Source organism: Spirosoma pomorum (genome assembly GCF_054776615.1).
The window spans coordinates 380,503-402,874 of the sequence record NZ_BAAHBP010000027.1; the positions used below are offsets into that span (position 1 = coordinate 380,503).

The window sequence follows — 22,372 nt, forward strand, 5'->3', positions numbered from 1 at the left end:
CGATTAGTTCCGGAATTAGATCGCTTAGAACGCATGTAGCACAAGCTTGGATAACGGGCAGGGCTTTCAACAGATGAGCGTAATGGTAACTCACTGAATATTAAATTCTATTCGGGTCCTGAATCTGAACCCGCCTGCGAGCGACGGCGGTTCTCGAAATACACAAATACGTGTAAGGCGTGGTTGAAACGGTAAAGACGTAACGCTTCCGCCTGGCTGGTCTGAATAGTAAATTGGTTTAGATAGCCTAATTCCAGGCGTAGGTTGGGAGCTAATTGTCGACCGAGGGCTAGATACGTGCGATTCTGGTCGAAAAAAGCTCCCTGATCGGCTACGACAAGCATCGGTTCGACACTTAGATGAGAATACCAGCGTTTATCGTCAGCATGTCGTTTGAAAACCGGGTTAATCCAGCGGAGCATGGCCCGAAGTCGTACGTTAAATCGGTCGGCCAGTACGCGTTGCGATTCGCCATCAGCTAGAAAAATATACGTATTCGCCAACGTATCCGTGAGGGAAGGCCAGCGAAATTCGGTACGAAACCGTTGAACAAGTTCGCCGTCGCCAAGGGGTTTGGTGATCTGGAGTTGGGGGATGATCCGGACTTCCTGAAAGAACGTAACGGGTTGGTACTCGTTCGTTCGGCCCCAGTTCCACCAGAGACCAATTGGCGATAACGACAGCCGAACGGGTTTACTGATCTGATAATTAATCCAGGGACGAAAGACCTGAAGCAACGGATGGCGGAAGGCATTAAGATCGCGCCCATTATTATCGTCGGCCTGACGGCGGTACTGGTGATCGAGTTGCAGACTCCATTTCCCCGGCAGTTTGTACATGGCATTGATCTCTGACCAGAAAACCGGGCGGTGCCGAACGGCGGACGGATAATTTTGTGCGTGAACTGCTAGGGACAATAACCAGCATCCGATAGTTGCCAGAGAAATAACGATCCGAAACGTATTGGATCGTTTAGGCCGAGGGTGGGGTACGGGCATCTTGTAATTTCTGCTTAAGATCGAAGGTCTGACCCGCAAAGACGGTCAAAATCTGGTTTTCGTCGAAGGTGCGTTTAATCGTTTTAATCGCTTCGCTGAGGGCGGTTGGGGGACCCGTAACGGCGGGGTTGATCCAGAACCAAAGCATAAACTGAATGTTGTTATCGCCAAAATTGCGGAAGTACAATTCGACGGGCCGGTCGCGTACGACAAATGGCAACTGACTAACTGCAGCCTGAGCGAGGTTCTGGGCTTTCTGTAAATCGTCGATGTAGGAGACCCCCGCAGCAACTTCGATACGTCGTAGACCGCTGCGGGAGTAATTGGTAATTGGCTTCTGAAATACGTCCTTACTCGGAATCTCGACGGTTTGTCCCTGCCCATTATCCAGTACAACCGAGCGTAGTTTTACGTCCAGAACTTTACCACTAAAGCCGTTTGTATCAACAACATCACCCACCTGTAGTGGCCGGGCGATGGCGAGCATGGTACCCGAAATGAAATTGGTTGTCAAATCCTGAAAGGCAAATCCCACCGCCAGCGCAATAACACCCGCACCGGCTAATAGGGACGTAACGGTTTTATCGAGGCCCAGTACGCCCAGTGCAATAAACAGTCCCAGCGCCATCACCATCACCCGAACAACGGCGCTTGTTAGATTAACGAGGGAGTAATTATGACTCACCCGGTGGAGTCCTTGGCTAACCCAACGGCTGATCAGACGGGATAAAAAGGTGAAAATCAGTAGTAAGATAATGGCGACGGCCAATTTAGGCAGGTAGCGAACGGCAGCCTTGCTCCAATTCAACAGCTCTGCGTAAACAAGGCGGGTCGCCTGTTGTAAATCAATCATCAGCGTATGGACGGTTTTAAACGAAACGGGCAGTAATCACGGAGTGTTTCCAGAAAGAAGAACCGGAATTTATGAAGCTGTTGGTATGTTTCATCATTATCCTGATTCGCTGTACCTTTGTGCATTTGTTAGTGACTTCTGCAACCTGTTGACAATGAATACATCCGCTGCTATTTACCTCGATAATGCCGCCACCACCCGCCTTGATCCTGAAGTCTTGGAGGCCATGTTACCCCTGATGACGGAGAACTTTGGTAACCCGTCGTCCATCCATAGTCACGGCCGGAAGGTGCGCACCGACATCGAGAAAGCCCGGAAAACGGTTGCGTCGTTGCTGAATACGTCCCCCGCTGAGATCTTTTTTACGTCGGGCGGGACGGAGGCTGATAATACGGCTATCCGCAGCAGCATTGATACCTACGGACTGACGCATGCCATTACGTCTCCGCTGGAACACCACGCTGTACTGCACACGTTGCAACACCTGGACAAAGTAGGGGCAATCAAGCTAGATCTGGTTCGGGTCGATCAAAAGGGCCTGCTTGATCTGACGCACTTAGACGAACTCCTGAAAGCAAACCAGGAAGCAGGCGGCAGCAGGTCGCTGGTGTCGCTGATGCATGGCAATAACGAGATTGCTAATCTGCTGAACTTACAGCAGGTTGGCAACTTGTGTCGGGAGTACAATGCTATTTTTCACTCGGATACGGTGCAGACGATGGGCCACTTCCGGCACGATCTGCAAACCTTACCCGTCGATTTCATCGTCGGGGCTGGTCACAAATTTCACGGTCCTAAAGGCGTCGGATTCCTCTACGCGAACGCCGACCGGGTAAAGATCGAGCCTTTCATTTACGGAGGAGCGCAGGAACGAAACATGCGGGGCGGTACCGAAAACGTGTATGGTATCGTCGGACTGTCGAAGGCGCTGGAGATTGCCTACCGCGAAATGGATGAACACCGTCAGCATATTACGTCGCTAAAACGCCGGATGATCGATCAACTGACCGAAAAAATGCCCGACGTGCGCTTCAACGGTAACTCCGGCGATGTTGACAACAGCCTATACACCGTGCTGAACGTAAGCCTACCGGCTTCGGAATTAAGCGATATGTTGTTGTTTAACCTGGATATTGCTGGTATTTCGGCCTCAGGTGGCTCCGCCTGCTCAAGTGGCTCAGAGATTGGCTCGCACGTATTAAGTGCCCTGCCAGGTCAGGATCCGGAACGCGGTTACGTACGGTTTTCCTTCGGCAAGTACAACACCCCCGCCGAAATTGACTTCGCCGTCGACACGTTGGTAGGGCTGTATCAGAAGGAATTAATTTAGGAGGAAGGGGAGGAGAGGGAGGAAGGAGGAAAGGAAGTTAGATAGTGATCTTGATTTCTCGAACCAAACCCACTGGTGGTGAAACGCCACAAAACAACTAACCTAAAAATTCCTTTCATCCCTCTCCTCCATTCTCCCTTTCCTCCTTTTTTATTTCCCCCACCGCTCCGCTACCGTAATCGTATAGTCGAAGAAGGCACGGGCGGTACGTTCGTAGACCTCGTGGCCGTTAAAATGGCCGTTTTCATCCAGATTTTTATCCGTTTCGTGCGATTCGTACAGCTTTGGCGACACGATGGAATAACTATTCGTGAAGCTAATCAGCTTGTTCGTCACCGTGGTCATGTCCAGCGCAGGCTGCCGGCCACCCCGTCCGTTCGAAACACCAACCATCGCGAAAACTTTATTATCAAATAAGTATTTCAACGCAGGCGTACCCAACTGATGAATCGTATTGGTCGCCTGTGGAGGAGCGGTCCAGTTGTATTCGGGCAAGGCAAAAATGATGAGATCAGCGGCTTGCCATGCACTGATCAACGCGTGCTGGAACGGAGTTGGATTAGCCGGATCAATTGATCCCTGTCCCGCAAAGAGTATATCGTAGTCTTCAAAACTAACCAGCGATACCTCATGTCCCTGCTCGGTCAGTACGTGCTGGGCGTACTTAATGAAGCGCAATGAATTACTCTTTGCGCGGGATGAAGTAGAAAACAAGGCAACATTCATAGAGGTAGTATTCGGTCAATATGGCCTAGAACGGCATGTATAAGGGTTTAGTTTCGGGCGGTTTGCAACGTTTGTGGAATGGTATGCCTCTTTGCATCAAGATGAAAATCAACACCAAACGGGATGAAAACGCTACTACTACTACTACTACTGACGAGTATAGCCTATGGTCAGGCACCAACGCAACGGATACGCCGGGATTCGATACCAAACCTGCCGCAAGCGAGTATTCCAACGCTTCGACCCCAAAACGACTTCTACCGCAACTCCAAAGATCCGAAGAACGTTGCGCGGGCGACGCTGGATAACATGCCCGTTATGGGGGTGGACCCCTCAATTCAGCACACCATACTCCAAGCGAACCCGTCACGGTCTGGACAAAGTCAGCTACTTATTCCGAAGCTACCGCCTATCCCGCCTGCGCCTGGCGTGTTCACGCCGGTCGTACCCAAAAAACGATAAATTATCGGCTGGGCAACGTATCCAGTGCCTGCGCCAGATCCCGGATCAGGTCTTCGGCATGTTCCAGGCCGATCGACATACGTAACAGGTTCTGGGGAGTAGACGTCGCTGGTCCTTCCACGCTGGCCCGGTGCTCAATCAGGCTTTCGACCCCGCCCAAACTAGTGGCCCGCGTGAAGAGCGTCAGCTTACTGATGAATTGTAAGGCTTCGGTGGCACCACCCTTGACGCGGATTGATACCATCGCGCCCGGCCCGTTCATCTGCTGATGAATGAGAGCCTTATCCGGATGATTGCTCAAACCGGGGTAGTGTACCTGCTCAACGGCCGGGTGTCCATCCAGAAACTCAGCTACAGTCTGTGCTGTCAACATCTGTGCCCGCACGCGAACCCCCAGTGTTTTCAGACCCCGACTGATTAGCCAGGCGTCGAATGGGGCCTGTACTGCACCTGACAATCCCTGTAAGTTTCGGACGCGTTGCGCGAATTCGTCGTTGTGTTTAAAGATCAACGCCCCACCCAGCACATCGCTGTGCCCCGCCAGGTACTTCGTTGTCGAGTGCATAACTACATCACAGTTGAGATCGAGAGGACGCTGTAACACAGGCGTCGCCCAGGTGTTATCGCATACGCAAATTGCTCCCGCTTCGTGCGCTAGGCGGCTGATGCTGAGCAAATCCGTAATCTGTAATAAAGGATTAGACGGAGTTTCGCACCATATTACCCGCGTGTTTTCGTGGATGGATTGTTGAATGGCATCCAGATTGCTCATGTCCACCCGCGAGTACGTAAGCCCCCAAGGGTGAAAAACCTGTTCCAGCAGGGCGGGTGTACCGTAGTAGGCATCAGTCGATAGCAGTACATGGTCGCCGGGGCGAAGCGCCTGAAACAGGGTCATCGTAGCTGCCTGCCCTGAGCTAAAGGCCATACCAACAGCCCCCCCCTCCAAGGTCGCCAGCGCTTTTTCCAGCGCTTCCCGGGTCGGATTGTTCGGGCGAGAATACACATAGTCTGAAGGAAGCTCGTTCGCTTCGTCGCGGGCGAAGGTGGTTGAGAGGTGAATTGGCGAAACGACGGCTCCTGTTGCTGGATCGGGCTGGTGCGTGGCACGTAGCGCAAGCGTATCGAAATGCATAGTAGTAGGAGGATTTAAACTGGAATACGAACAAAGCGTCGACAGTCCAGCAGATTACAGTCTGAACCCTCAATTCGACACAAACATTCCGGGGGATGGCTGACTAGACCATAAATCAGCCAACCATCCAGGTTTGCTTTGACTGCATTTGTTAATGATTTACGAAAAATGTAAATAAAAGATACGTTCTCTATTGATTCAGCGGTATGCTTTTTGCACATTTGATAATTACGAAAGAGCCCTTTAGGGCGTGGACAACGTAGGAATTGCTACAATTGAATCATCGCTAATTGAATGCCGTATCTGGACCAGTATACGACACCGTTAACGGCTGAGAAGGCGGCCCATCTGCTTCGCCGGGCTACCTTTGGGCCGACGCAGGCCGAGATTACCAGCTTTATAGGGCTAACGGCCGCTCAGGCCCTGTCGCAACTAATTAGTAACGCTAATTATTCACCCCCGCCCCCCGTCGACTTTAAAACGGGGCAGACAACGTCCGGGCAGACATATCTAGATAAACCGTTCAACGCCGACCGTAACTTTGACTTTGGTCACTACATCCGCTATTGGTGGTTGGGGTTGATGACCTCACAAACGGCTCCCCCGAGCCTGCTGGATAAGTTGACGCTCTTTTGGCAGAACCATTTCGTAACGACTCGTGAAGTTGTCGACGATTATCGGTTCGTGAATCAGTATCTGCTGTTGCTACGGACTAATGCGCTGGGTAATTTCCGGACGTTGGTGACGAAGGTAACCAAAGAGCCGGCCATGTTGCGGTATCTCGACGGCTACCAGAATGAAGTCGGTAAACCGAACGAAAACTACGCCCGGGAACTACAGGAATTGTTTACGGTAGGAGCGACCGATTTTGCCGGAAATAAAAACTATACCGAAGACGACGTAAAAGCCGCGGCCCGGGTCCTGACGGGCTGGAAGTACACGAACTATTGGGTTCGGGAGTCGACGAGCTTTACGACTACGTTTACCATCAGCAAGCACGATACAACGAACAAAACGTTTTCGGCCAAATACAATAACACAGTGATCGCTGGACGCTCGACGAACCCATCAAGCACCGTAACGGCGGGTGATGCCGAGCTGGATGATCTGGTTACGATGCTGCTCAAACACCCGCAGACGCCCCGGTTTATTTGCCGCAAACTCTATCGCTGGTACGTCAATCCCAACCTAACGCAGGTGATCGAAGATAATGTTATCGGGCCGCTGGCCCAGTTTTTCGCCAGCGCTGAGAATGACTACGCAATCCAGCCTGTTGTCGTCAGGCTGCTGACGAGTCAGATTTTTTTCGATGACATAAATCGGGGCGCTATGGTCAAATCACCCGCCGATCTGGCGGTAGGAGCGCTTCGGTTTTTCAATCAGCCCGTCCCAGATATGGTGACGGAGTATGCAGCTTTTAATACGTACTTCAACTTCGTCTTCTGGCGGATGCGCGATATGCAGATGCCTTTGCTGGACCAGCCGTCCGTGTTTGGGTATGAGCCGTACTACCAGACGGGTTACTCCAAAATCTGGATGAATACGACTACTATTGCCTTGCGTAGCGACTATACCGATGCCTTCATCAACCGGTGGCTAGAGGTGAAGACGGGCTACAAATTGGGCATTGATGTGCTGGCCTGGGCTACGTCATTACAAACCAATTTCTCCGACTTGAACGGCACTCCGGCTATTTCCTGCGTGGACGTACTGACGGCGTTTACCAGAAATCTGTTCGCCATTGAGCTCTTCCAGACTCAGAAAGATTTTCTGATCGATACAATCATGATGCAGGGAATACCACGAACGTCCTGGACGTTCGAGTGGAATGCCTACCGAACAACTCCGACTGACACGAATAAGAAAAATGCAGTAACCAGGCGGCTTCAGAATCTGATGAAATACATGCTCCGCATGGCTGAATACCATATTTGTTAGTGACAGAATGAGTGAATTGCGAATGAGCGAATAGCCACCGCAGCAATTAAATCTTCGACAGGCTTTCCCTATTCGCAATTCACTCATTTTCTCATTCACTCATTGATCTTATGAAACGAAGAGATTTTCTGGCGGCTGCTTCGGCAAGTGTGCTGCCGGTATTACTGGATGGATTTGGCGTAAAAGCCATGGCCCGGCAGTCTGCTCTGGTACAGTCGCTGATGAAAACATCAGCTGTTAACGGCGACCGGGTATTGGTGATCATCTATCTGAACGGTGGTAACGATGGCTTAAATACAGTTATCCCCATCGATCAGTTATCGGCCTACAATACCCTACGCTCGAACATTGCGATTCCGCAGAACAAGATACTGGCGCTAGCGGGAAATGCCACAACGGGTTTGCATCCGGCTATGACGGGGCTGCGTGATTTATACAACGACGGAAAGCTGTCTATTATCCATTCCGTATCGTACCCAAACCCTGATCAGTCCCACCACCGTTCTACCGATATCTGGATGACGGCCACCGATGCCAACCAAACGTCGGAGTCAGGCTGGGCGGGTCGCTATCTCGAGAATCAGTTTCCTGGATATCCGGCTGGCTATCCTAATACGCAGATGGAAGATCCATTGGCTATTCAGATTGGATACCTGACGTCGACTGCCCTGCTTGGGAGTCAGCAATCGATGGGGATTGCTTTAAGTGATCCCAATAGCTTTTATCAACTAGTTGGATCGGGGAGTGCTACGTCGCCGGGTGACTTACCGTGTTGCGATGCCGGGGATTTGGTGTCATTTATCCGAAAGCAGCAGGCACTGTCAGTTGGATATGCATCGGAGATAAAACGCGCTGCCGACGCTGGCAAGAACTTGGCTACCTATCCGGACGCGACCGAAAAAAATTCCCTGGCTGACCAGCTGAAAATCGTTGCTCGACTGATTCACGGTGGGTTGAAGACGAAAATCTATTTCGTGTCGCTGAGTGGCTTTGACACGCATTCAAGTCAGGTCGATAACAGCGACGTGACAGTGGGGAGCCATGCTACGTTGTTAGGGAGATTGTCAACTGCGATCGCTACGTTCCAGCAAGATCTAAAGCTCCAGGGAATTGAAGACAAAGTAGTGGGTATGACATTTTCCGAATTTGGCCGGCGTGCCAACTCCAACAACTCAAAAGGAACGGATCACGGTGTGGCGGCACCTATGTTCGTATTTGGCAGTAGCGTCAAACACCAGACCATCGGACAGAATCCGGACTTGTCCAACCTGACGGGGACTGCTACAAACAAAGAAATTCCGATGCAAATTGATTTTCGGCGAGTGTACACAGATGTTCTCAACGACTGGTTCGGGACGGCACCTACGACAACGTCAAACCTACTGTTACGTCAATTTCCTACTGTTTCGCTATTTTCCAGAGCGGTCGAGACTGTGGCGTCGGGCAATTGGATGGACAGAAGCAAATGGACAGTAGGCCGGGTTCCATTTGCGAATGAGTATGTTAAAGTAAATACAGGGCATACCATGACTGTCGATCAGACGATCCAGGTCAAGCAGCTTCAACTGAATGGTAAAATTCAGTTTACGGGTCCTTATAAAATTCGTCTGGGCTGATTCCAGATAGATAGACTACTTGTATGGGCTACTGAAAAACAGAGCAGGTTTATAAGATCCTTGGTTCAGTAATCTGGCGGAAAACAAAACTAGTTAGGCTCTAAAAGGCTTGTATGTAGTAATTCAATTACTTTTACGAAAAACGTATGCGTGCATACTAATCGTTACGTTATGGAATCTACGTACAAGGCTTTTTCACTTACCACTACCGACGGCGTAATGACCGTCACACTATTGGGGCCAGGCAAAGGCAATGCCATGGGGCTGGAGTTCTGGAATGAATTGCCCCAGTTGATGGACGAGGTCAATCGACTAGATGATGTTCGTTGCCTGATTTTTCGCGGTAGCGGTGATCATTTTTCCTACGGATTGAATATTCCGGAGATGATGCCGCATCTGGGGGCGGGGGCGGTTGAGAACACCCAGCAACGAATGGACCTAATGGCCCAGATACAGCAGATGCAGTCAGGATTCCGAAAAATGTACGAGTCTGATAAACCCGTCATCGCAGCGGTGCATGGCTGGTGCATTGGGGGAGGAGTCAACATGATTGCCGCAGCCGATATTCGTCTGTGTGCGAAGGACGCCAAATTCAGTCTACGCGAAGCGAAGCTGGGCATCACGCCTGACATTGGAGCCCTTCAGTTTTTACCGCTTATTATTGGCCAGGGCCTGACCCGCGAGATGGCCTTTACCGGAGCTGACTACGACGCTGCGTTTGCCGAGCGGGCTGGCTTGGTGAATCACGTTTACGATACAGCCCAATCCTTATTTGAAGCTGCTGATCAGTTAGCGCGTCAAATTGCCGATAACCCATCAAGTGCCGTTCAAGGCGTCAAACGAGTGCTGAACTACAGCGTCAACAAACCAATTGAAGATGGGTTGCAATACGTAGCCAGCCTGAACTCAAGCCAGTTGCGCATTGACGACATCAGCGAGGCTATGCAGGCCACCATGGAGAAGCGCAAAGCCGAATTCAATAAAAAACGCAACAGAGGCTATTAATTTAAAGAGCGAAAGAGTGAAGCCGCCGGAAAATCGCTCTTTCGCTCATTCTATCATTCACTCATTGGATATGACCGCTACAGGTATGCTGCGCGAGGGAGCGCTTTTGGGGAAGACGGTTATTGTAACCGGGGGCGGTACGGGACTGGGGAAATCCATCAGCCGGTACTTGCTCGAACTGGGAGCGAACGTAACGATTTGCAGTCGACGGCAGCCGGTGCTAGACGAAACGGCAGCCGAACTGATGCGCGAAACGGGGGGACAGGTACTAGCCGTGGCCTGTGACGTACGTAATCCCGAGGAGATTGAGAACGTCATCCGCCTGACTATCGAGCGATTCGGTAAAATTGACGGCCTACTCAATAACTCAGCGGGGAATTTCATTAGCCCCACCGAGCGGCTGTCGTATAAGGCGTTCGATACCATCGTAGATATTGTGCTGCGTGGTACGTACTACTTTACGTTGGCCGTAGGGAAGTACTGGATCGACAACAAAATTCCCGGCACGGTGCTGAATATCTCAACGACTTACGCGACAACCGGCTCGGGTTACGTAGTTCCGTCAGCGGTGGCGAAAGGAGGAGCGTTGATTATGACCAAATCACTGGCGGCCGAGTGGGGTAAGTACGGCATCCGGCTGAATGCCATTGCGCCCGGTCCTTTCCCAACAAAAGGTGCCTGGGAGCGCTTGTTCCCCGAACCGTTAGTCAACCTGATGGACCCGACCAGCCGTATTCCACTGAAGCGCGTTGGCGAGCATGGCGAACTGGCCAATCTGGCCGCTTTCCTGCTATCTGATTACTCCAGCTTTATCACCGGTGAATGCATCACCATTGACGGAGGAGAAGTGCTGGCCGCTGGCGAATTCAATCACCTCGAACAGGTCTCAAACGAGCAGTGGGATCAGATAGGAGACAGCATTCGAAAGGCGAATCAGAAGGACAAAAAAGCGAAAGAGTGAATGGGCGAAACCTCCAGTAGGAACGCTCCGCTCTTTCACTCATTTGCCCTTCAGTTTTTTCTCATACGCCATAAATCGTAGGCCGGGCCGGAAGCTCAGTGTGATTTCTCCGGCGTACTGATAACCTAACTTGGGAAACAGGCGCTGGGTAGCCTGATTCTCGGAATTGGTATCGACTCGCAGGTAGCAAATACCCTGTTCGAGGGCGAGTTGCTCGGCCTGCTGAAGCAGCGCGGCCGCTACGCCCTGCCCCTGAAAAGCGGGGTCGACGGCCAGTCGGTGCGTTACGATTGCTCGTTCGCCGAGGTCAAATCCCACCTGGGCGTATTCTGGTTCTTGATCTTCCGTCAGCGCAGCTACGCCCGCCAGTTGCCCGTCGATCAGCGCTATCCAAAGTTGCTGTTTGGAAATATCTTCACCAAAAACCGCTTCGTTGGGGTACTGCTCATCCCACTGAAAATTACCGGCCGCGTGCATCTGTGGAACGACGCGTTTGATCAAATCAAGCAGGGGTGGAATATCAGCGGATGTGGCGGGCCGTATAGTCATGCAGAGGTTTTATTTTTCGTCTTTCAACATCTCGACCACCAGCGTCAGTTCATCAACTGTGGCTTCCGGATCGCCGGAGTAGCCAACATGCCGATACCGAACCCGTCCTTTTGGGTCGATGATTACTTTGGTAGGAATCCCCTGTACTTTGTAGGCTTTCGAGACCCGCTGCGAACCGTCGAGCGGGACCGTGAAATCATACGGATGCTTGTTCATGAAATCGTACACACGTTGCAGCGGACCGCCCTCACGGGTGTTGACGAACAGAAATTGTACGTTCGGATCGTTCTGAAAGTGGGTTTTCGCCTGTTGCATAGCTGGAAACGACGCGATGCACGGGCGGCACCAGGTCGCCCAGAAATCGAGCACGACGACTTTCCCTTTCAGCGAAGCCGACGAAACAGAATTTCCCTTTAAATCCGTGAGCGAGAAGGCCGGGGCGGGTTCATTAATCAGAATCTGCCGGAGATCATCGCGTTTGTCGGCCTTTAGATCCGACTCCAATTGGGCCAGATACGTATCGGCGGTGATCTGATTCTGCCCCGGCTGTTTGGCGTACCAGTCGCGTAGTGTAGCTTTTAGCCGTGGGGTTGCCTTGCCATGGTGTACGGCAGTTTCAATGGCGGGCCGGGCGTCGTTCATGCGGTTCGCGCGTAGGGCACACAACAGATAGCGTTCGTTGGTGCGAGCGTCACTGTTGTCCATATCGTCAGGATCAATCACTGCCTGGTACGCCGTAAACGCATCAGGATATTTACCCTGTTGTTCCAGCGCTCGGGCGTAGGTGTTCTTCAACTGCCGTTCGCGCGCTTGTAACTCGTTATTCCAGTCCTCATTCGAAATGTTCTGAGGCCGAGGCTGGGCTTTTTGAGCATCCATCGCCCGCTTGATTAACCGCTCCGCTTCGGGTAGCGAGCGCCCTTCGTCGGCCAGTTGAAATGCCATCGTGTTCAGCATTAACACATCCGTTTTTTCAAGTGGTTGCTGTTCGACGAACGTAATCAGTCCTTTGGTATCATTGTTCTTGAAATAGCCATCCGTCATCAGAACCGTCAGGCCGGGGGCGTAGGACGAGGTGGGGAAGGCCTTCATGTATGCTTGGTACAGTTCCTTTTTCTTGGCCCAATCCGGCTGATTCCGAACGGCCATCGCCTGATCTTTCTGCGCGAGTGACCCCGCCGGGTCGGTTTTCTTCAGTCGTTCGTGCAACGCGTTCGCCTTGGGAAAATCACCCATGCTCTCGTACAACTGCACCGCCGAATTCAATTCCGCCAGCGTTGGTTCCGGGCGGGAGGCCAGATACGCTTCAATGCCAGCCTTGACTTTCGGCCCGTAACCCGGCTTCTTTTGTTTGACTTGCGCGGCCAGGTAGTCAGCCCAATAAACGGGTTGAAGATCAGGGTATGCTTTCAACTCCTGCTCGTAGAGTGCAACCACCCGATTGGGATCAGGACGGCCACCGGCTTCGTATAAGAAATGCGTCCGGGTAAAGACAGACGCTTGACCACCCAGCGCGTGAGGAGCTGGTTTGCCCGTTTCGGCATACACCGGAATGACATATAACTGTCCTTTATTCAAATCAATCTTCTGGCGTTGCTGGCTGTTCCGAAACAGCAGCATGACACCGCCGATGTCTTTCTTCGGCATGTATAACGTACCAACGTAATCGTAGCCCTGCCGCGTCATTTTCAGGGAAGACGGCCGGCTAAGGTGCATAACATCCGGTGCGCCATACCGGACAAACCGACACTCTAGCGTTGTATCGCAGTCGAGTGGGGTACTTTGCGTAACGTACGTAAACGATACCGCCTGGCCGGGCTGCGGCTGCTCGGGCGTAAATCGAAACTGTGCCAGGCCTGGTAACGTAGCGAGAAAGAATAAGCAAAAAGTAAGTCTCATAACGGAAGAAAGAAAAGGTAACTGACGAATTTAGACAACTACAGGCTCCTGGGTTTTTACCGGCTGCGAGATAGCCCAGAGACCAACGTAGGTAAAGATACCATTAAGCAGCAGCCGTTCGAAACCAAACTGGTAGCCGTTGAACCAAGCGGCCGAATTTTCATTAACGATGTAGGTCAGAATAGGGGAAACGACGCAAATCCAGGGCGTAAATCGATCCCGAATAGCGCGTTTACTGAAGATACCAAAGGCAAATAAACCAAGCAATGGGCCGTAGGTATAGCCCGCAATATCGAAGACGGCCGTAATCACTTCCTTGCTGTTGAGCTGCCGGAAAACGATAATGACGACGTAAAACAGCAACGAAAAGCCGATGTGAACGATGTGTTTGATGCGGGAACGCTCGGCTTCGGGGCGTCGCTCAAAATTCATGAAATCCACGCAGAAGGACGTCGTGAGCGCCGTTAGTGCAGAGTCAGCGCTGGCATAGGTAGCCGCCGTAATGCCCAGCAGGAACGTAATGCCCACAACCGGCCCCAGATACGTTAGCGCCAGCATCGGGTATAGGTCGTCCGTCCGTTCGGGAATCGCAATGCCTTCGCGCTGGGCGTAAACATATAGCAGTGACCCCAGGCACATAAACATGAACGTAACGAAGACCATTGTCAGCGTAAACCAGAACATGTTTTTCTGCGCTTCGCCGATGTTCTTGCAGGTCAGGTTTTTCTGCATCAAGTCCTGATCCAGCCCCGTCATCACGATGGTAATGAAAATGCCCGAAATGAACTGCTTGTAAAAGTTTTTCGGGTCGTTGGCATCCCAGAAGAAAATCGTCGAGTTCGGACTATTCTTAATCGTTTGCGTTAGTTCGCCGAAAGAAAAGCCTAGTTCCCGGGAAATCAGGACGATTGTCAGGATAACGGCCGTCACCAGAAAGAGTGTTTGCAAGGAGTCGGTCAAAATGATTGTCTTGACGCCCCCCTTAAAGGTATACACCCAAATCAGTGCAATCGTAATCAGCACGGACACTTCGAAGGGTATGCCCAGTGGCGAAAAAATGGCCAATTGCAGGACGTTGGCCGCTACATAGAGTCGCACGGCAGAGCCCACGGTACGCGACAACAGAAAGAAGAAAGCACCGGATTTGTAGGACCAGAAACCAAAGCGCTTTTCCAGATAACCGTAGATCGAAATCAGGTTCAACCGATAGTAAAGGGGCATCAGAACGGTGCCGATAATGATATAGCCGATGATGTAACCCAGCACGACCTGAAAGTAAGAGAAGCCGATCTTCCCAACCGCGCCCGGTACTGAGATAAACGTAACGCCCGACAGGGAGGTGCCAATCATGCCGAAGGCAACTAACCACCAGGGAGACTGACGGTTAGCGGTGAAAAAAGTAGTTGTGGTGGCTCCACGGGCGCTATAAAAAGAGACCGTAATCAGCATCCCGAAATACGCAATCAGGATTAGTAAAGCAACGGTAGTGTTCATGCAAAAAAGGCAACTTTTTGGGCCAGAATGGGGTTGTTTCTGAGTGAGGGAATGGCTTTTTTTAGTGCCTAACCCAGCGTAAATTTGCTAAATAAATACCATTTCATTGCTTATGCAACCTTTTGAAGAACCCGGTTGGGCGGACCCCGAAGTCGACGTGCTTGACGAAGTTGTCGAAACCGACGTCCACAATCTTGTAGTCTTCAACGACGATGTGAATACGTTCGAGCATGTTATTGATACGTTGATCGACGTATGCAAACACACGCCCGAACAGGCTGAGCAATGCACGCTGCTAATCCACTACAAAGGGAAATGCACCGTAAAAAATGGGTCCTGGGAAGAGCTGGTTCCTCTACGTAACGAAATCTGCCGACGCGGTATTAGCGCGGAAGTGCTTAATTAATTAGCGATTGGGCGAATGAGTGATTGAGCGATTTTTCTTGGGAATCTCAACTGATACATACTCCATTCGCTCAATCACTCAATCACTAATTCGCTCAATACATGGAGTATCCATCCAAACTTATAGAAGACGCGGTGAATGAGGTGTCGAAACTGCCGGGAATCGGGAAGAAAACAGCCCTCCGGTTGGTGCTGCATCTACTGAAACGCGACGAAGAACAAACCGAAACGCTGGCCCAGAGTCTGACAGCCATGCGGACGCAGGTGAAATACTGCCAAAAATGCCATAACCTCTCCGATCATGACCTTTGCTCGATCTGCGCCAGTAACAAGCGCGACCAGTCATTGATCTGCGTGGTTGAAGATACGCGTGATGTGCTGGCTATCGAAAATACGGCGCAGTATAAAGGATTGTATCATGTACTGGGAGGAATTATCTCGCCGGTCGAAGGAATTGGTCCCAGCGATCTACAGATCGACTCGTTGATGACCCGGCTGCGGGGAGCCGAAGGGGAACAAGTTCGGGAGATCATTCTGGCGATCAGCCCGACGATGGAAGGTGACACCACTGCATTCTACCTCCAGAAGAAACTAAAGCCATTTAACCTGAAAGTATCGACCATTGCCAGGGGCGTCCCCATTGGTGGTGATCTCGAATATGCGGATGAAGTGACACTCGGTCGTAGTATTCTGAGCCGGATTGCTTACGAGTAGAGCCGAATGAATCATGACAGAAAGCCCCGTTTAGCGGGGCTTTTTTATTGTCCAGCCAGCTGACCACTACGTAACGAAATCGAGAAGATCGGCGATGAAAAGCGGTTTTCCGAAAAAACTGTGGTTACTTGCCGTCAATGGATCAGGAATCGTAAACAGTTGCGGTTACGTCAACTAGATACTGAGCCATAAAACGTAATTAACTGACAAAACTTACATTCACATGAATCGCTCCGAGTTTTTGAAGCTGGCTTTCGGTGCTTCAGCCGGTTTAGTTGCTTTCCAGTCATTCGGACTGATGCCTTCGCAGGCAGAAGGCCCGTTTAAACTACCGCCACTGCCGTTCGATGCGGGAGCGCTTGAACCACATATTGATAAAATGACCATGGAAATCCACCATGGCAAGCACCACAAAGCGTACGTCGATAACCTGAACAAAGCTGTTGCCGGAACGGACATGGCTAAAATGGACATCGACGCGCTGGTGAAAAGCATTAACAGCAGTACACCAGCCGCCGTTCGGAATAATGCCGGTGGTCACTGGAACCATACGTTCTTCTGGAATATCCTGGGGCCAAAAGGAGGTGGAGCACCGAAGGGCGCACTCGCCGACGTGATCAACAAAAAATATCAGTCGTTCGACAACTTCAAAGCTGAATTTGCGAAAGCAGCCGCCGGCCGGTTTGGTTCGGGCTGGGCGTGGTTGATCAAAACGGGCGATGGTGTTGAGATCGTGTCGACGCCTAACCAGGATAACCCACTGATGGCACTGGCCGAGAAAAAAGGTACACCATTGATGGGCCTTGATGTGTGGGAACACGCGTACTACTTGAAATACCAGAACCGTCGTCCGGAATACGTGACGGCTGCCTGGAATGTATTCGACTGGGATAAGATCAGCAAAAACTTCGCTGGATAATCAGTCAAATGAGCCATAAACAGAAAGAGGACGCTGGTTTCAGCGTCCTCTTTCTGTTTATGGCTACTAGCCGAAAACGGCTAGTTCTGATTTGACGTGCGATTAGAGCGAGAGTTACCGTACCGACTGTTCTGTCCGCCGTTGTTGCCACCACGGCTAGCGCCGTTGGCAGAAGAGGGACGACCATCATGCCGGTCAATGCCCGTCCGTTGGGTTTGGCGTTCGGACCGACCTTCACCTGAGCGCCCCTGCCCACCACGTGCGTTGCCACCACCATTACGTCCCTGACCCTGACGTTGTGGGGGTGGGGGCGTATGAATAGCCATATTGACCTCGGCTACGTAAGGGTGGTTGCCAATAACGGGCACTGGCTTGCCAATCAGCTTATGAATATCTTTCAAGTACGATGTTTCTTCCTGCTCGCAGAACGATAACGCAATACCGTCGTGCCCAGCCCGACCCGTGCGACCAATGCGGTGTACGTACGTTTCTGGTACGTTCGGTAGTTCGTAGTTGATGACGTGTGAGAGCTCGTCTACGTCAATGCCCCGGGCTGCAATATCGGTGGCGACCAGTACGCGTGTTTCGCGGCTTTTGAAATTCGATAAGGCGCGCTGACGAGCGTTCTGCGATTTGTTGCCGTGGATAGCTTCGGCTTTGATTCCAGCTTTCAGGAGATCTTTGGCAACTTTGTCGGCACCGTGCTTAGTCCGGGCAAACACGAGAACTGATTTGATGTTCTGGTCTTCAAGAATGTGCGCCAGCAGCTTACGTTTATCTTCCTTATCAACGAAGTAAACTGCCTGCTGAATGGTCTCGGCCGTAGACGAAACGGGTGTCACCTCTACCTTTGCCGGGCGGTTCAGGATCGAATCGGCCAGTTTAGCAACATCAGGTGGCATGGTTGCCGAGAAGAACAGCGACTGCCGCTTCTCGGGTAGACGAGCAATTACTTTCTTAACGTCGTGGATGAAGCCCATGTCGAGCATCCGATCGGCCTCATCGAGTACGAAGAACTGAACGTCGCGCAACGAGACAAAACCCTGGTTCATCAGGTCGAGTAACCGACCAGGTGTAGCAATCAGGATGTCCAGCCCTGCTTTTATGGTGTTTACCTGGCTGTGCTGCGAAACCCCACCAAAAATGACGGTATGGCGCAGATTCAAGTGACGACCATAGGCCGCAAAGCTTTCGTTGATCTGAATCGCCAGTTCACGAGTGGGGGTCAGGACCAACGTACGAATACGGCGTGGTGCTTTCGTATTTCGGTTCTGTTCCTCCTGCATCAACTGCAGAATCGGGATAGCGAAAGCGGCCGTCTTTCCTGTACCGGTCTGGGCGCATCCGAGCAGGTCCCGGTTGTTAAGGAGAATAGGTATAGCCTGTTCCTGAATGGGCGTTGGCTGAGAATATCCTTCTTCAGCAAGCGCTTTCAGGATAGGGTCAATTAATGATAAATCGGAAAATTGCATGGATTGGTTGGACGTCGCATACCTAGTTGCTATGAGTAGTAACCATTTGGGGCTGCTTCTCAACCGCCAACGGCCAACGTCCTGATCAAGTTATGTATGTACAACCGCTCTTACACAAATAAAGTGCCATGAGCCCAGCAGGGCGGAGCGGCTAAAGATGTTCACTATTTGTAAATACCGCCAGCTACTTGCTCAACAACGCCTTTGGGCATTAGCCAGGCCATGAGTTTACCCAACTTGTTGACAAAGCCCGTCACCAGTTCAGCCTGGCCAGCCAGCATAGCGTCAACGGCTTGTTTAGCAACAGCAGCGGGCGTCATATTAACCTGCTCGGCTGCCTTACGGCCTTTTTCGCCAACCTGGGCCCGGTTGATGAAATCGGTATCGGTCGAACCCGGACAAACGCAGGTAACGGAAACCGATGTCCCTTCTAGCTCGCCGTGTAAACCACGGCTGAAGCTGAGAACGAAAGATTTGGAGGCCGCGTACAGGCTTAATCGGGGAATGGCCTGGTAAGCGGCTGAACTGCCGATGTTCAGGATATAGGCGCGGGATTGTTGTTTCAGCTGCGGCAAAAATAGATAACACAGTTGCGTCAACGCAATCATGTTCACGTTCATCATGTCAGTATGTTCAGCCAGTGAATGAGCATCGAATACCCCACTGAGACCATACCCCGCATTGTTGATAAGCGCACTAATTACGTATTGCTTCGACTGGCAGTAGTCGAATAACTCCTGGGCGGCTCCAGCCTTTGCCAGATCCAGTGCGTAGTAACCTGCCTGCACACCGTATTGGTTCGACAGCCGGTCGGCGGCTGCCTGGAGCTGCTGCTCAGACCGGGCTATGAGAATGAGATCAAATTTTTTTCGGGCCAGCTCTTCGGCGATGGCCAATCCTATTCCTTTACTGGCACCGGTAACTAACGCGTAAGGCATACGAGTGAGGAGAAATCCCTTAAAAGAGCAAGTCGGTACAACAGCAGTTTAGTTGTTAAAACCTGTCTGCTGTTGTACCGACTTAATCGTAGAGATGCTTAGATATTTACTTTCGAAATAAAGCGGTGGTAGAACGGCGTTTTGCTGTGCTCGTTCTTTGGCATGTACTTGCCCGTTACGACCGGTACGTACATTACCCGACGACGGCTGGCTTCGCCGAAGTAAGGCGATTGCTGCGCCCGGTGCCACAGACGACCATCGTGAACTGATAGGTCTCCCGCGTTCATATCGAAGCCAACTTCCTGTTTGTCGGGGTCGTTGTCAACGAAATATTTCTTCCGGAACAACATTTTCAGGATACCCTGCTTGTGCGTTCCTGGAATAACCCGCAGACCACCATTCTCGAATGGTGTCGCATTCAGGTGGATGCCAACGTTCAGCATCGGCATGATCCGCTGACCGAGGAAAATGTCACGGGGGCTATCCGTGTGCCACCCCATCTGCGAGAACTTGCTGTTCGGAGTACGGATGTAATGGTTGAGAATCAGACCATCTTTTTCGATCTCCGCGATACGGCCTTCGTAGGGTTGTAGCAGATCAACGACCGCCTGTAAGCGTGGGTCCTGCAAAAACTCGTGAAGGGCTGCGCTATGCTGCGAGAGGAAGCACATGCGCTGGATCATGGCGTTACCTGCTTCATCCTGGCCAAATTTTAAGGGAACACCGTTCACCTTATCGCGGCCTTCGGCCAGCCATTCTTTCTCGATACGATCAACCTCACTGATAAAAAGTTTAACCGTTTCTGGTTGAATGAAGTTGCGAAAAACGATAACGCCATGTTTATTGAAAAACTGGCGCTGTTCGGCGGTAATGGATTCGCCCAGCGTGAAATTAGGGCTATTAAATTTTGTCATATCGGTGGTTTGCAAGTCGGAGTCTCCGTTTCAAATGCTAACCGGCAACTGTACTTGCCTTTATGAGTAAAACCAGTATGGTCTTATCAAGACCCAAATCTACTAATTTTACAATTTTGAGATTACTTTGCTGCCACTTAATTAATACGACTTTAATTAAAATTTACTGATTTAATTGTGCCTATTTTTTTGCGAAGGTGGACGATATTGTTGCTAATCAATCTATTAAGTGGATTTTTTGACCATTTGAGCGCTCAATCAGACAGCATTTCTTTTCCCATCGAACCCTTAAAAAATAATTTGTCGTCTGGTCGTCACATCTTGGTTTTGCCCATAATTGCCCGTTCTATCGAAACCGACTGGTCTCTGGGGGTTGCTGCGTCCTTTACTTTTCACTTAACCCCCAGCGATACTGGTAGTCGAACGTCCAACGCGCAGCTGTTAGCGCTGTACTCATTACGAAAGCAATTCATCGCGGCTCTCAACGGCACTACGTACTTTCCTGGGGAACGGTACATCCTGAATTACCAGCTTTCCTATAGCTCGTTTCCCGATAAATTCTGGGGGCTGGGTAAGTACGCGCCCGACGAAAATGAAGAATCTTACTCATTCCGACAAGCGTACATATACCTGCACCTACAATGTCAGCTCCAGAATCGGCTATTTGCTGGGCTGGTATATGAGTATCAGCGCTTGCTGGATGTTGATTATCAGACGGGCGGGCTATTTGATCAGCAGGACGTGCTGGGACGCGACCGCTATCATGTATCGGGGGCTGGGCTGAGTCTGACTTTTGACTCACGTAATAACGCGTTTGCGCCTGATCAGGGAGTTTTTTTACAACTATCGTCCACTCACTTCTCACCACTGTTGGGGTCGACATTCCGCTACACGAATTACGTAGTGGATTTCCGGCGTTTTCTCGCGGTGTATCGCAGGCATGTGCTGGCGGTGCAGGCGTATGGCTTTTTCAATACCGGCGATGTTCCGTTGCGGAGTCTGGCTAGTTTTGGCGGGGCTAATAGTATGCGGGGCTTCTACGACGGCCGCTATCGTAGCCGAAACCAGGTAGTAGCGCAGGCTGAATACCGGATTCCCCTTTTCTGGCGCATTGGAGCCGTCGGCTTTGTGGGAGTTGGTAACGTGGGGGATCAAGTACGGGAGCTAAACCTACAGGCGCTCAAGTACTCGTTGGGTGGGGGAATCAGGGTAGCCCTCAACCGCAAGGAAAAACTTAACCTGCGCATCGATTACGGGTTTGGTATCGGCCAGCGTACTTCTAACGGCCTCTACTTTCAGTTGGGCGAAGCTTTCTGATCAACGGGATGCTCTACGTTGTTCCAGCCGCTCAGCGCTAACCGCTTGGCGATCCAGTACAGCGGATACGTAAAGACAAAAGCACCCAGTACGTCGATTGTGTAGTGAACGTGCTGTACCAGCAGCAAACCACCAACTAACAGCGATCCGATAAAGGCAACCAAGCGATCGGTTCCCCGGCGGAAGCAAAGGAACATCAGAAAAATGGTAGACGTATGACCCGAAAAAAACAGGTCTTTAGTGATGTACGTCTTGCCGTAAAAGGCGTTGCTGATCGGATCGATAAGTGGAATCAATCCTACGGGTGGATCGAGTGGCAACAGGTTGATACTGATCATACGGGCAAGACTAACAATAATGTAGCCGTATACGAAAAGCATGAAAACAACCGGACTCCGTCGGGCGCGGATGAGTAAGAGGAGTGCGGTTGCCCAAATAATCAGGAAAATCGCCAGTGATACGTCGTGCGGGGGAAGCTGATTCAGCACCCAGTCATGTAGGACGGGGCCAGAATGGCTTTCAATGGTCTGGAAGAAAAAGGGAAAGGCCAGTAACAGAACGATGGTTCCGAACAGGCCGAGAAAAAACTTCAAACGAAAGAGGGGCGACCGCCAGGCTGCACCCCAAACCAGATCTCCGGTTGGATCGGGAGTGAGAATAGACATTGAACTGCTACAAAAATGCAAAGATACAACCCTATACGAAATAGAGAATTTGCCGTTAAAAT

The 22,372-nt window shown here is 51.1% G+C and carries 21 protein-coding genes; 10 read left to right on the forward strand and 11 right to left on the reverse strand.

What is annotated here, in order from left to right:
• Positions 1 to 107 precede the first annotated feature (107 nt).
• Positions 108 to 998 (reverse strand): DUF2490 domain-containing protein, encoded by an 891-nt coding sequence (locus ACYVAD_RS17060; RefSeq protein WP_461140715.1) that lies wholly within the window; start codon positions 996 to 998, stop codon positions 108 to 110.
• The gene (locus tag ACYVAD_RS17065; protein ID WP_461140716.1) at positions 973 to 1,851 is read right to left on the reverse strand and encodes a mechanosensitive ion channel family protein; all 879 of its coding nucleotides are present in this window, start codon (positions 1,849 to 1,851) and stop codon (positions 973 to 975) included. The genes ACYVAD_RS17060 and ACYVAD_RS17065 overlap by 26 nt, the downstream gene beginning before the upstream one ends.
• Positions 1,852 to 2,005: 154 nt before the next feature.
• Between ACYVAD_RS17065 and ACYVAD_RS17070 the strand changes: the two genes are divergently transcribed.
• Positions 2,006 to 3,181 carry a cysteine desulfurase family protein gene (locus ACYVAD_RS17070; protein ID WP_461140717.1) on the forward strand — a complete coding sequence of 392 codons (1,176 nt, stop codon included), beginning with the start codon at positions 2,006 to 2,008 and terminating at the stop codon, positions 3,179 to 3,181.
• A 150-nt stretch (positions 3,182 to 3,331) separates the two neighbouring features.
• Here the strand turns inward: ACYVAD_RS17070 and ACYVAD_RS17075 are convergent, their stop codons facing one another.
• Positions 3,332 to 3,907: an NAD(P)H-dependent oxidoreductase gene (locus ACYVAD_RS17075; RefSeq protein WP_461140718.1), complete on the reverse strand. Its 576-nt coding sequence runs from the start codon at positions 3,905 to 3,907 to the stop codon at positions 3,332 to 3,334.
• Between the two features lie 123 nt (positions 3,908 to 4,030).
• On the opposite strand from ACYVAD_RS17075, the gene ACYVAD_RS17080 reads away from it, so the two are divergent.
• Positions 4,031 to 4,369, forward strand: a complete 339-nt coding sequence (locus ACYVAD_RS17080; protein WP_461140719.1) for a hypothetical protein — start codon at positions 4,031 to 4,033, stop codon at positions 4,367 to 4,369.
• Between the two features lies 1 nt (position 4,370).
• Here the strand turns inward: ACYVAD_RS17080 and ACYVAD_RS17085 are convergent, their stop codons facing one another.
• Positions 4,371 to 5,504: a trans-sulfuration enzyme family protein gene (locus ACYVAD_RS17085; RefSeq protein ID WP_461140720.1), complete on the reverse strand. Its 1,134-nt coding sequence runs from the start codon at positions 5,502 to 5,504 to the stop codon at positions 4,371 to 4,373.
• A gap of 294 nt (positions 5,505 to 5,798) precedes the next feature.
• Between ACYVAD_RS17085 and ACYVAD_RS17090 the strand changes: the two genes are divergently transcribed.
• The 4 genes from ACYVAD_RS17090 to ACYVAD_RS17105 all read left to right on the forward strand — a co-directional run bounded on the left by ACYVAD_RS17090 (position 5,799) and on the right by ACYVAD_RS17105 (position 11,024).
• Positions 5,799 to 7,442: a DUF1800 domain-containing protein gene (locus tag ACYVAD_RS17090; protein WP_461140721.1), complete on the forward strand. Its 1,644-nt coding sequence runs from the start codon at positions 5,799 to 5,801 to the stop codon at positions 7,440 to 7,442.
• A 110-nt stretch (positions 7,443 to 7,552) separates the two neighbouring features.
• Positions 7,553 to 9,058, forward strand: a complete 1,506-nt coding sequence (locus tag ACYVAD_RS17095) for a DUF1501 domain-containing protein (protein WP_461140722.1) — start codon at positions 7,553 to 7,555, stop codon at positions 9,056 to 9,058.
• A 171-nt stretch (positions 9,059 to 9,229) separates the two neighbouring features.
• Positions 9,230 to 10,063 (forward strand): crotonase/enoyl-CoA hydratase family protein, encoded by an 834-nt coding sequence (locus ACYVAD_RS17100; protein ID WP_461140723.1) that lies wholly within the window; start codon positions 9,230 to 9,232, stop codon positions 10,061 to 10,063.
• Positions 10,064 to 10,133: 70 nt separating this feature from the next.
• Positions 10,134 to 11,024: an SDR family oxidoreductase gene (locus ACYVAD_RS17105; protein WP_461140724.1), complete on the forward strand. Its 891-nt coding sequence runs from the start codon at positions 10,134 to 10,136 to the stop codon at positions 11,022 to 11,024.
• Between the two features lie 39 nt (positions 11,025 to 11,063).
• On the opposite strand, the gene ACYVAD_RS17110 is transcribed toward ACYVAD_RS17105, so the two are convergent.
• The 3 genes from ACYVAD_RS17110 to ACYVAD_RS17120 are packed head-to-tail and all read right to left on the reverse strand — an operon-like array spanning position 11,064 to position 14,966.
• Positions 11,064 to 11,573 carry a GNAT family N-acetyltransferase gene (locus tag ACYVAD_RS17110; RefSeq protein WP_461140725.1) on the reverse strand — a complete coding sequence of 170 codons (510 nt, stop codon included), beginning with the start codon at positions 11,571 to 11,573 and terminating at the stop codon, positions 11,064 to 11,066.
• Between the two features lie 9 nt (positions 11,574 to 11,582).
• Positions 11,583 to 13,472, reverse strand: a complete 1,890-nt coding sequence (locus tag ACYVAD_RS17115; RefSeq protein ID WP_461140726.1) for a TlpA family protein disulfide reductase — start codon at positions 13,470 to 13,472, stop codon at positions 11,583 to 11,585.
• A 30-nt stretch (positions 13,473 to 13,502) separates the two neighbouring features.
• Positions 13,503 to 14,966, reverse strand: coding sequence for a sodium:solute symporter (locus ACYVAD_RS17120; RefSeq protein ID WP_461140727.1), 1,464 nt, complete (start codon positions 14,964 to 14,966; stop codon positions 13,503 to 13,505).
• 112 nt (positions 14,967 to 15,078) lie between these two features.
• On the opposite strand from ACYVAD_RS17120, the gene ACYVAD_RS17125 reads away from it, so the two are divergent.
• The 3 genes from ACYVAD_RS17125 to ACYVAD_RS17135 all read left to right on the forward strand — a co-directional run bounded on the left by ACYVAD_RS17125 (position 15,079) and on the right by ACYVAD_RS17135 (position 17,004).
• Positions 15,079 to 15,372, forward strand: a complete 294-nt coding sequence (locus tag ACYVAD_RS17125) for an ATP-dependent Clp protease adaptor ClpS (RefSeq protein WP_461140728.1) — start codon at positions 15,079 to 15,081, stop codon at positions 15,370 to 15,372.
• Between the two features lie 101 nt (positions 15,373 to 15,473).
• Positions 15,474 to 16,085 carry a recombination mediator RecR gene (recR, locus tag ACYVAD_RS17130; RefSeq protein WP_461140729.1) on the forward strand — a complete coding sequence of 204 codons (612 nt, stop codon included), beginning with the start codon at positions 15,474 to 15,476 and terminating at the stop codon, positions 16,083 to 16,085.
• A gap of 223 nt (positions 16,086 to 16,308) precedes the next feature.
• Positions 16,309 to 17,004 (forward strand): superoxide dismutase, encoded by a 696-nt coding sequence (locus tag ACYVAD_RS17135; RefSeq protein ID WP_461140730.1) that lies wholly within the window; start codon positions 16,309 to 16,311, stop codon positions 17,002 to 17,004.
• Positions 17,005 to 17,084: 80 nt separating this feature from the next.
• On the opposite strand, the gene ACYVAD_RS17140 is transcribed toward ACYVAD_RS17135, so the two are convergent.
• The 3 genes from ACYVAD_RS17140 to ACYVAD_RS17150 form a co-directional block, all read right to left on the reverse strand.
• The gene (locus tag ACYVAD_RS17140) at positions 17,085 to 18,476 is read right to left on the reverse strand and encodes a DEAD/DEAH box helicase (protein WP_461140731.1); all 1,392 of its coding nucleotides are present in this window, start codon (positions 18,474 to 18,476) and stop codon (positions 17,085 to 17,087) included.
• Positions 18,477 to 18,640: 164 nt separating this feature from the next.
• Positions 18,641 to 19,414 carry an SDR family NAD(P)-dependent oxidoreductase gene (locus tag ACYVAD_RS17145; RefSeq protein WP_461140732.1) on the reverse strand — a complete coding sequence of 258 codons (774 nt, stop codon included), beginning with the start codon at positions 19,412 to 19,414 and terminating at the stop codon, positions 18,641 to 18,643.
• A gap of 98 nt (positions 19,415 to 19,512) precedes the next feature.
• A complete protein-coding gene (locus ACYVAD_RS17150; RefSeq protein WP_461140733.1) occupies positions 19,513 to 20,328 on the reverse strand; it encodes a phytanoyl-CoA dioxygenase family protein in 816 nt (271 codons plus the stop codon).
• Positions 20,329 to 20,655: 327 nt separating this feature from the next.
• On the opposite strand from ACYVAD_RS17150, the gene ACYVAD_RS17155 reads away from it, so the two are divergent.
• On the forward strand, positions 20,656 to 21,645 hold the full coding sequence (locus ACYVAD_RS17155) for a BamA/TamA family outer membrane protein (RefSeq protein ID WP_461140734.1): 990 nt from the start codon (positions 20,656 to 20,658) through the stop codon (positions 21,643 to 21,645).
• Here ACYVAD_RS17155 and ACYVAD_RS17160 read toward each other — a convergent pair.
• The gene (locus tag ACYVAD_RS17160) at positions 21,624 to 22,310 is read right to left on the reverse strand and encodes a phosphatase PAP2-related protein (RefSeq protein ID WP_461140735.1); all 687 of its coding nucleotides are present in this window, start codon (positions 22,308 to 22,310) and stop codon (positions 21,624 to 21,626) included. The two genes, ACYVAD_RS17155 and ACYVAD_RS17160, sit on opposite strands and share 22 nt — an antisense overlap.
• Positions 22,311 to 22,372: the final 62 nt, after the last annotated feature.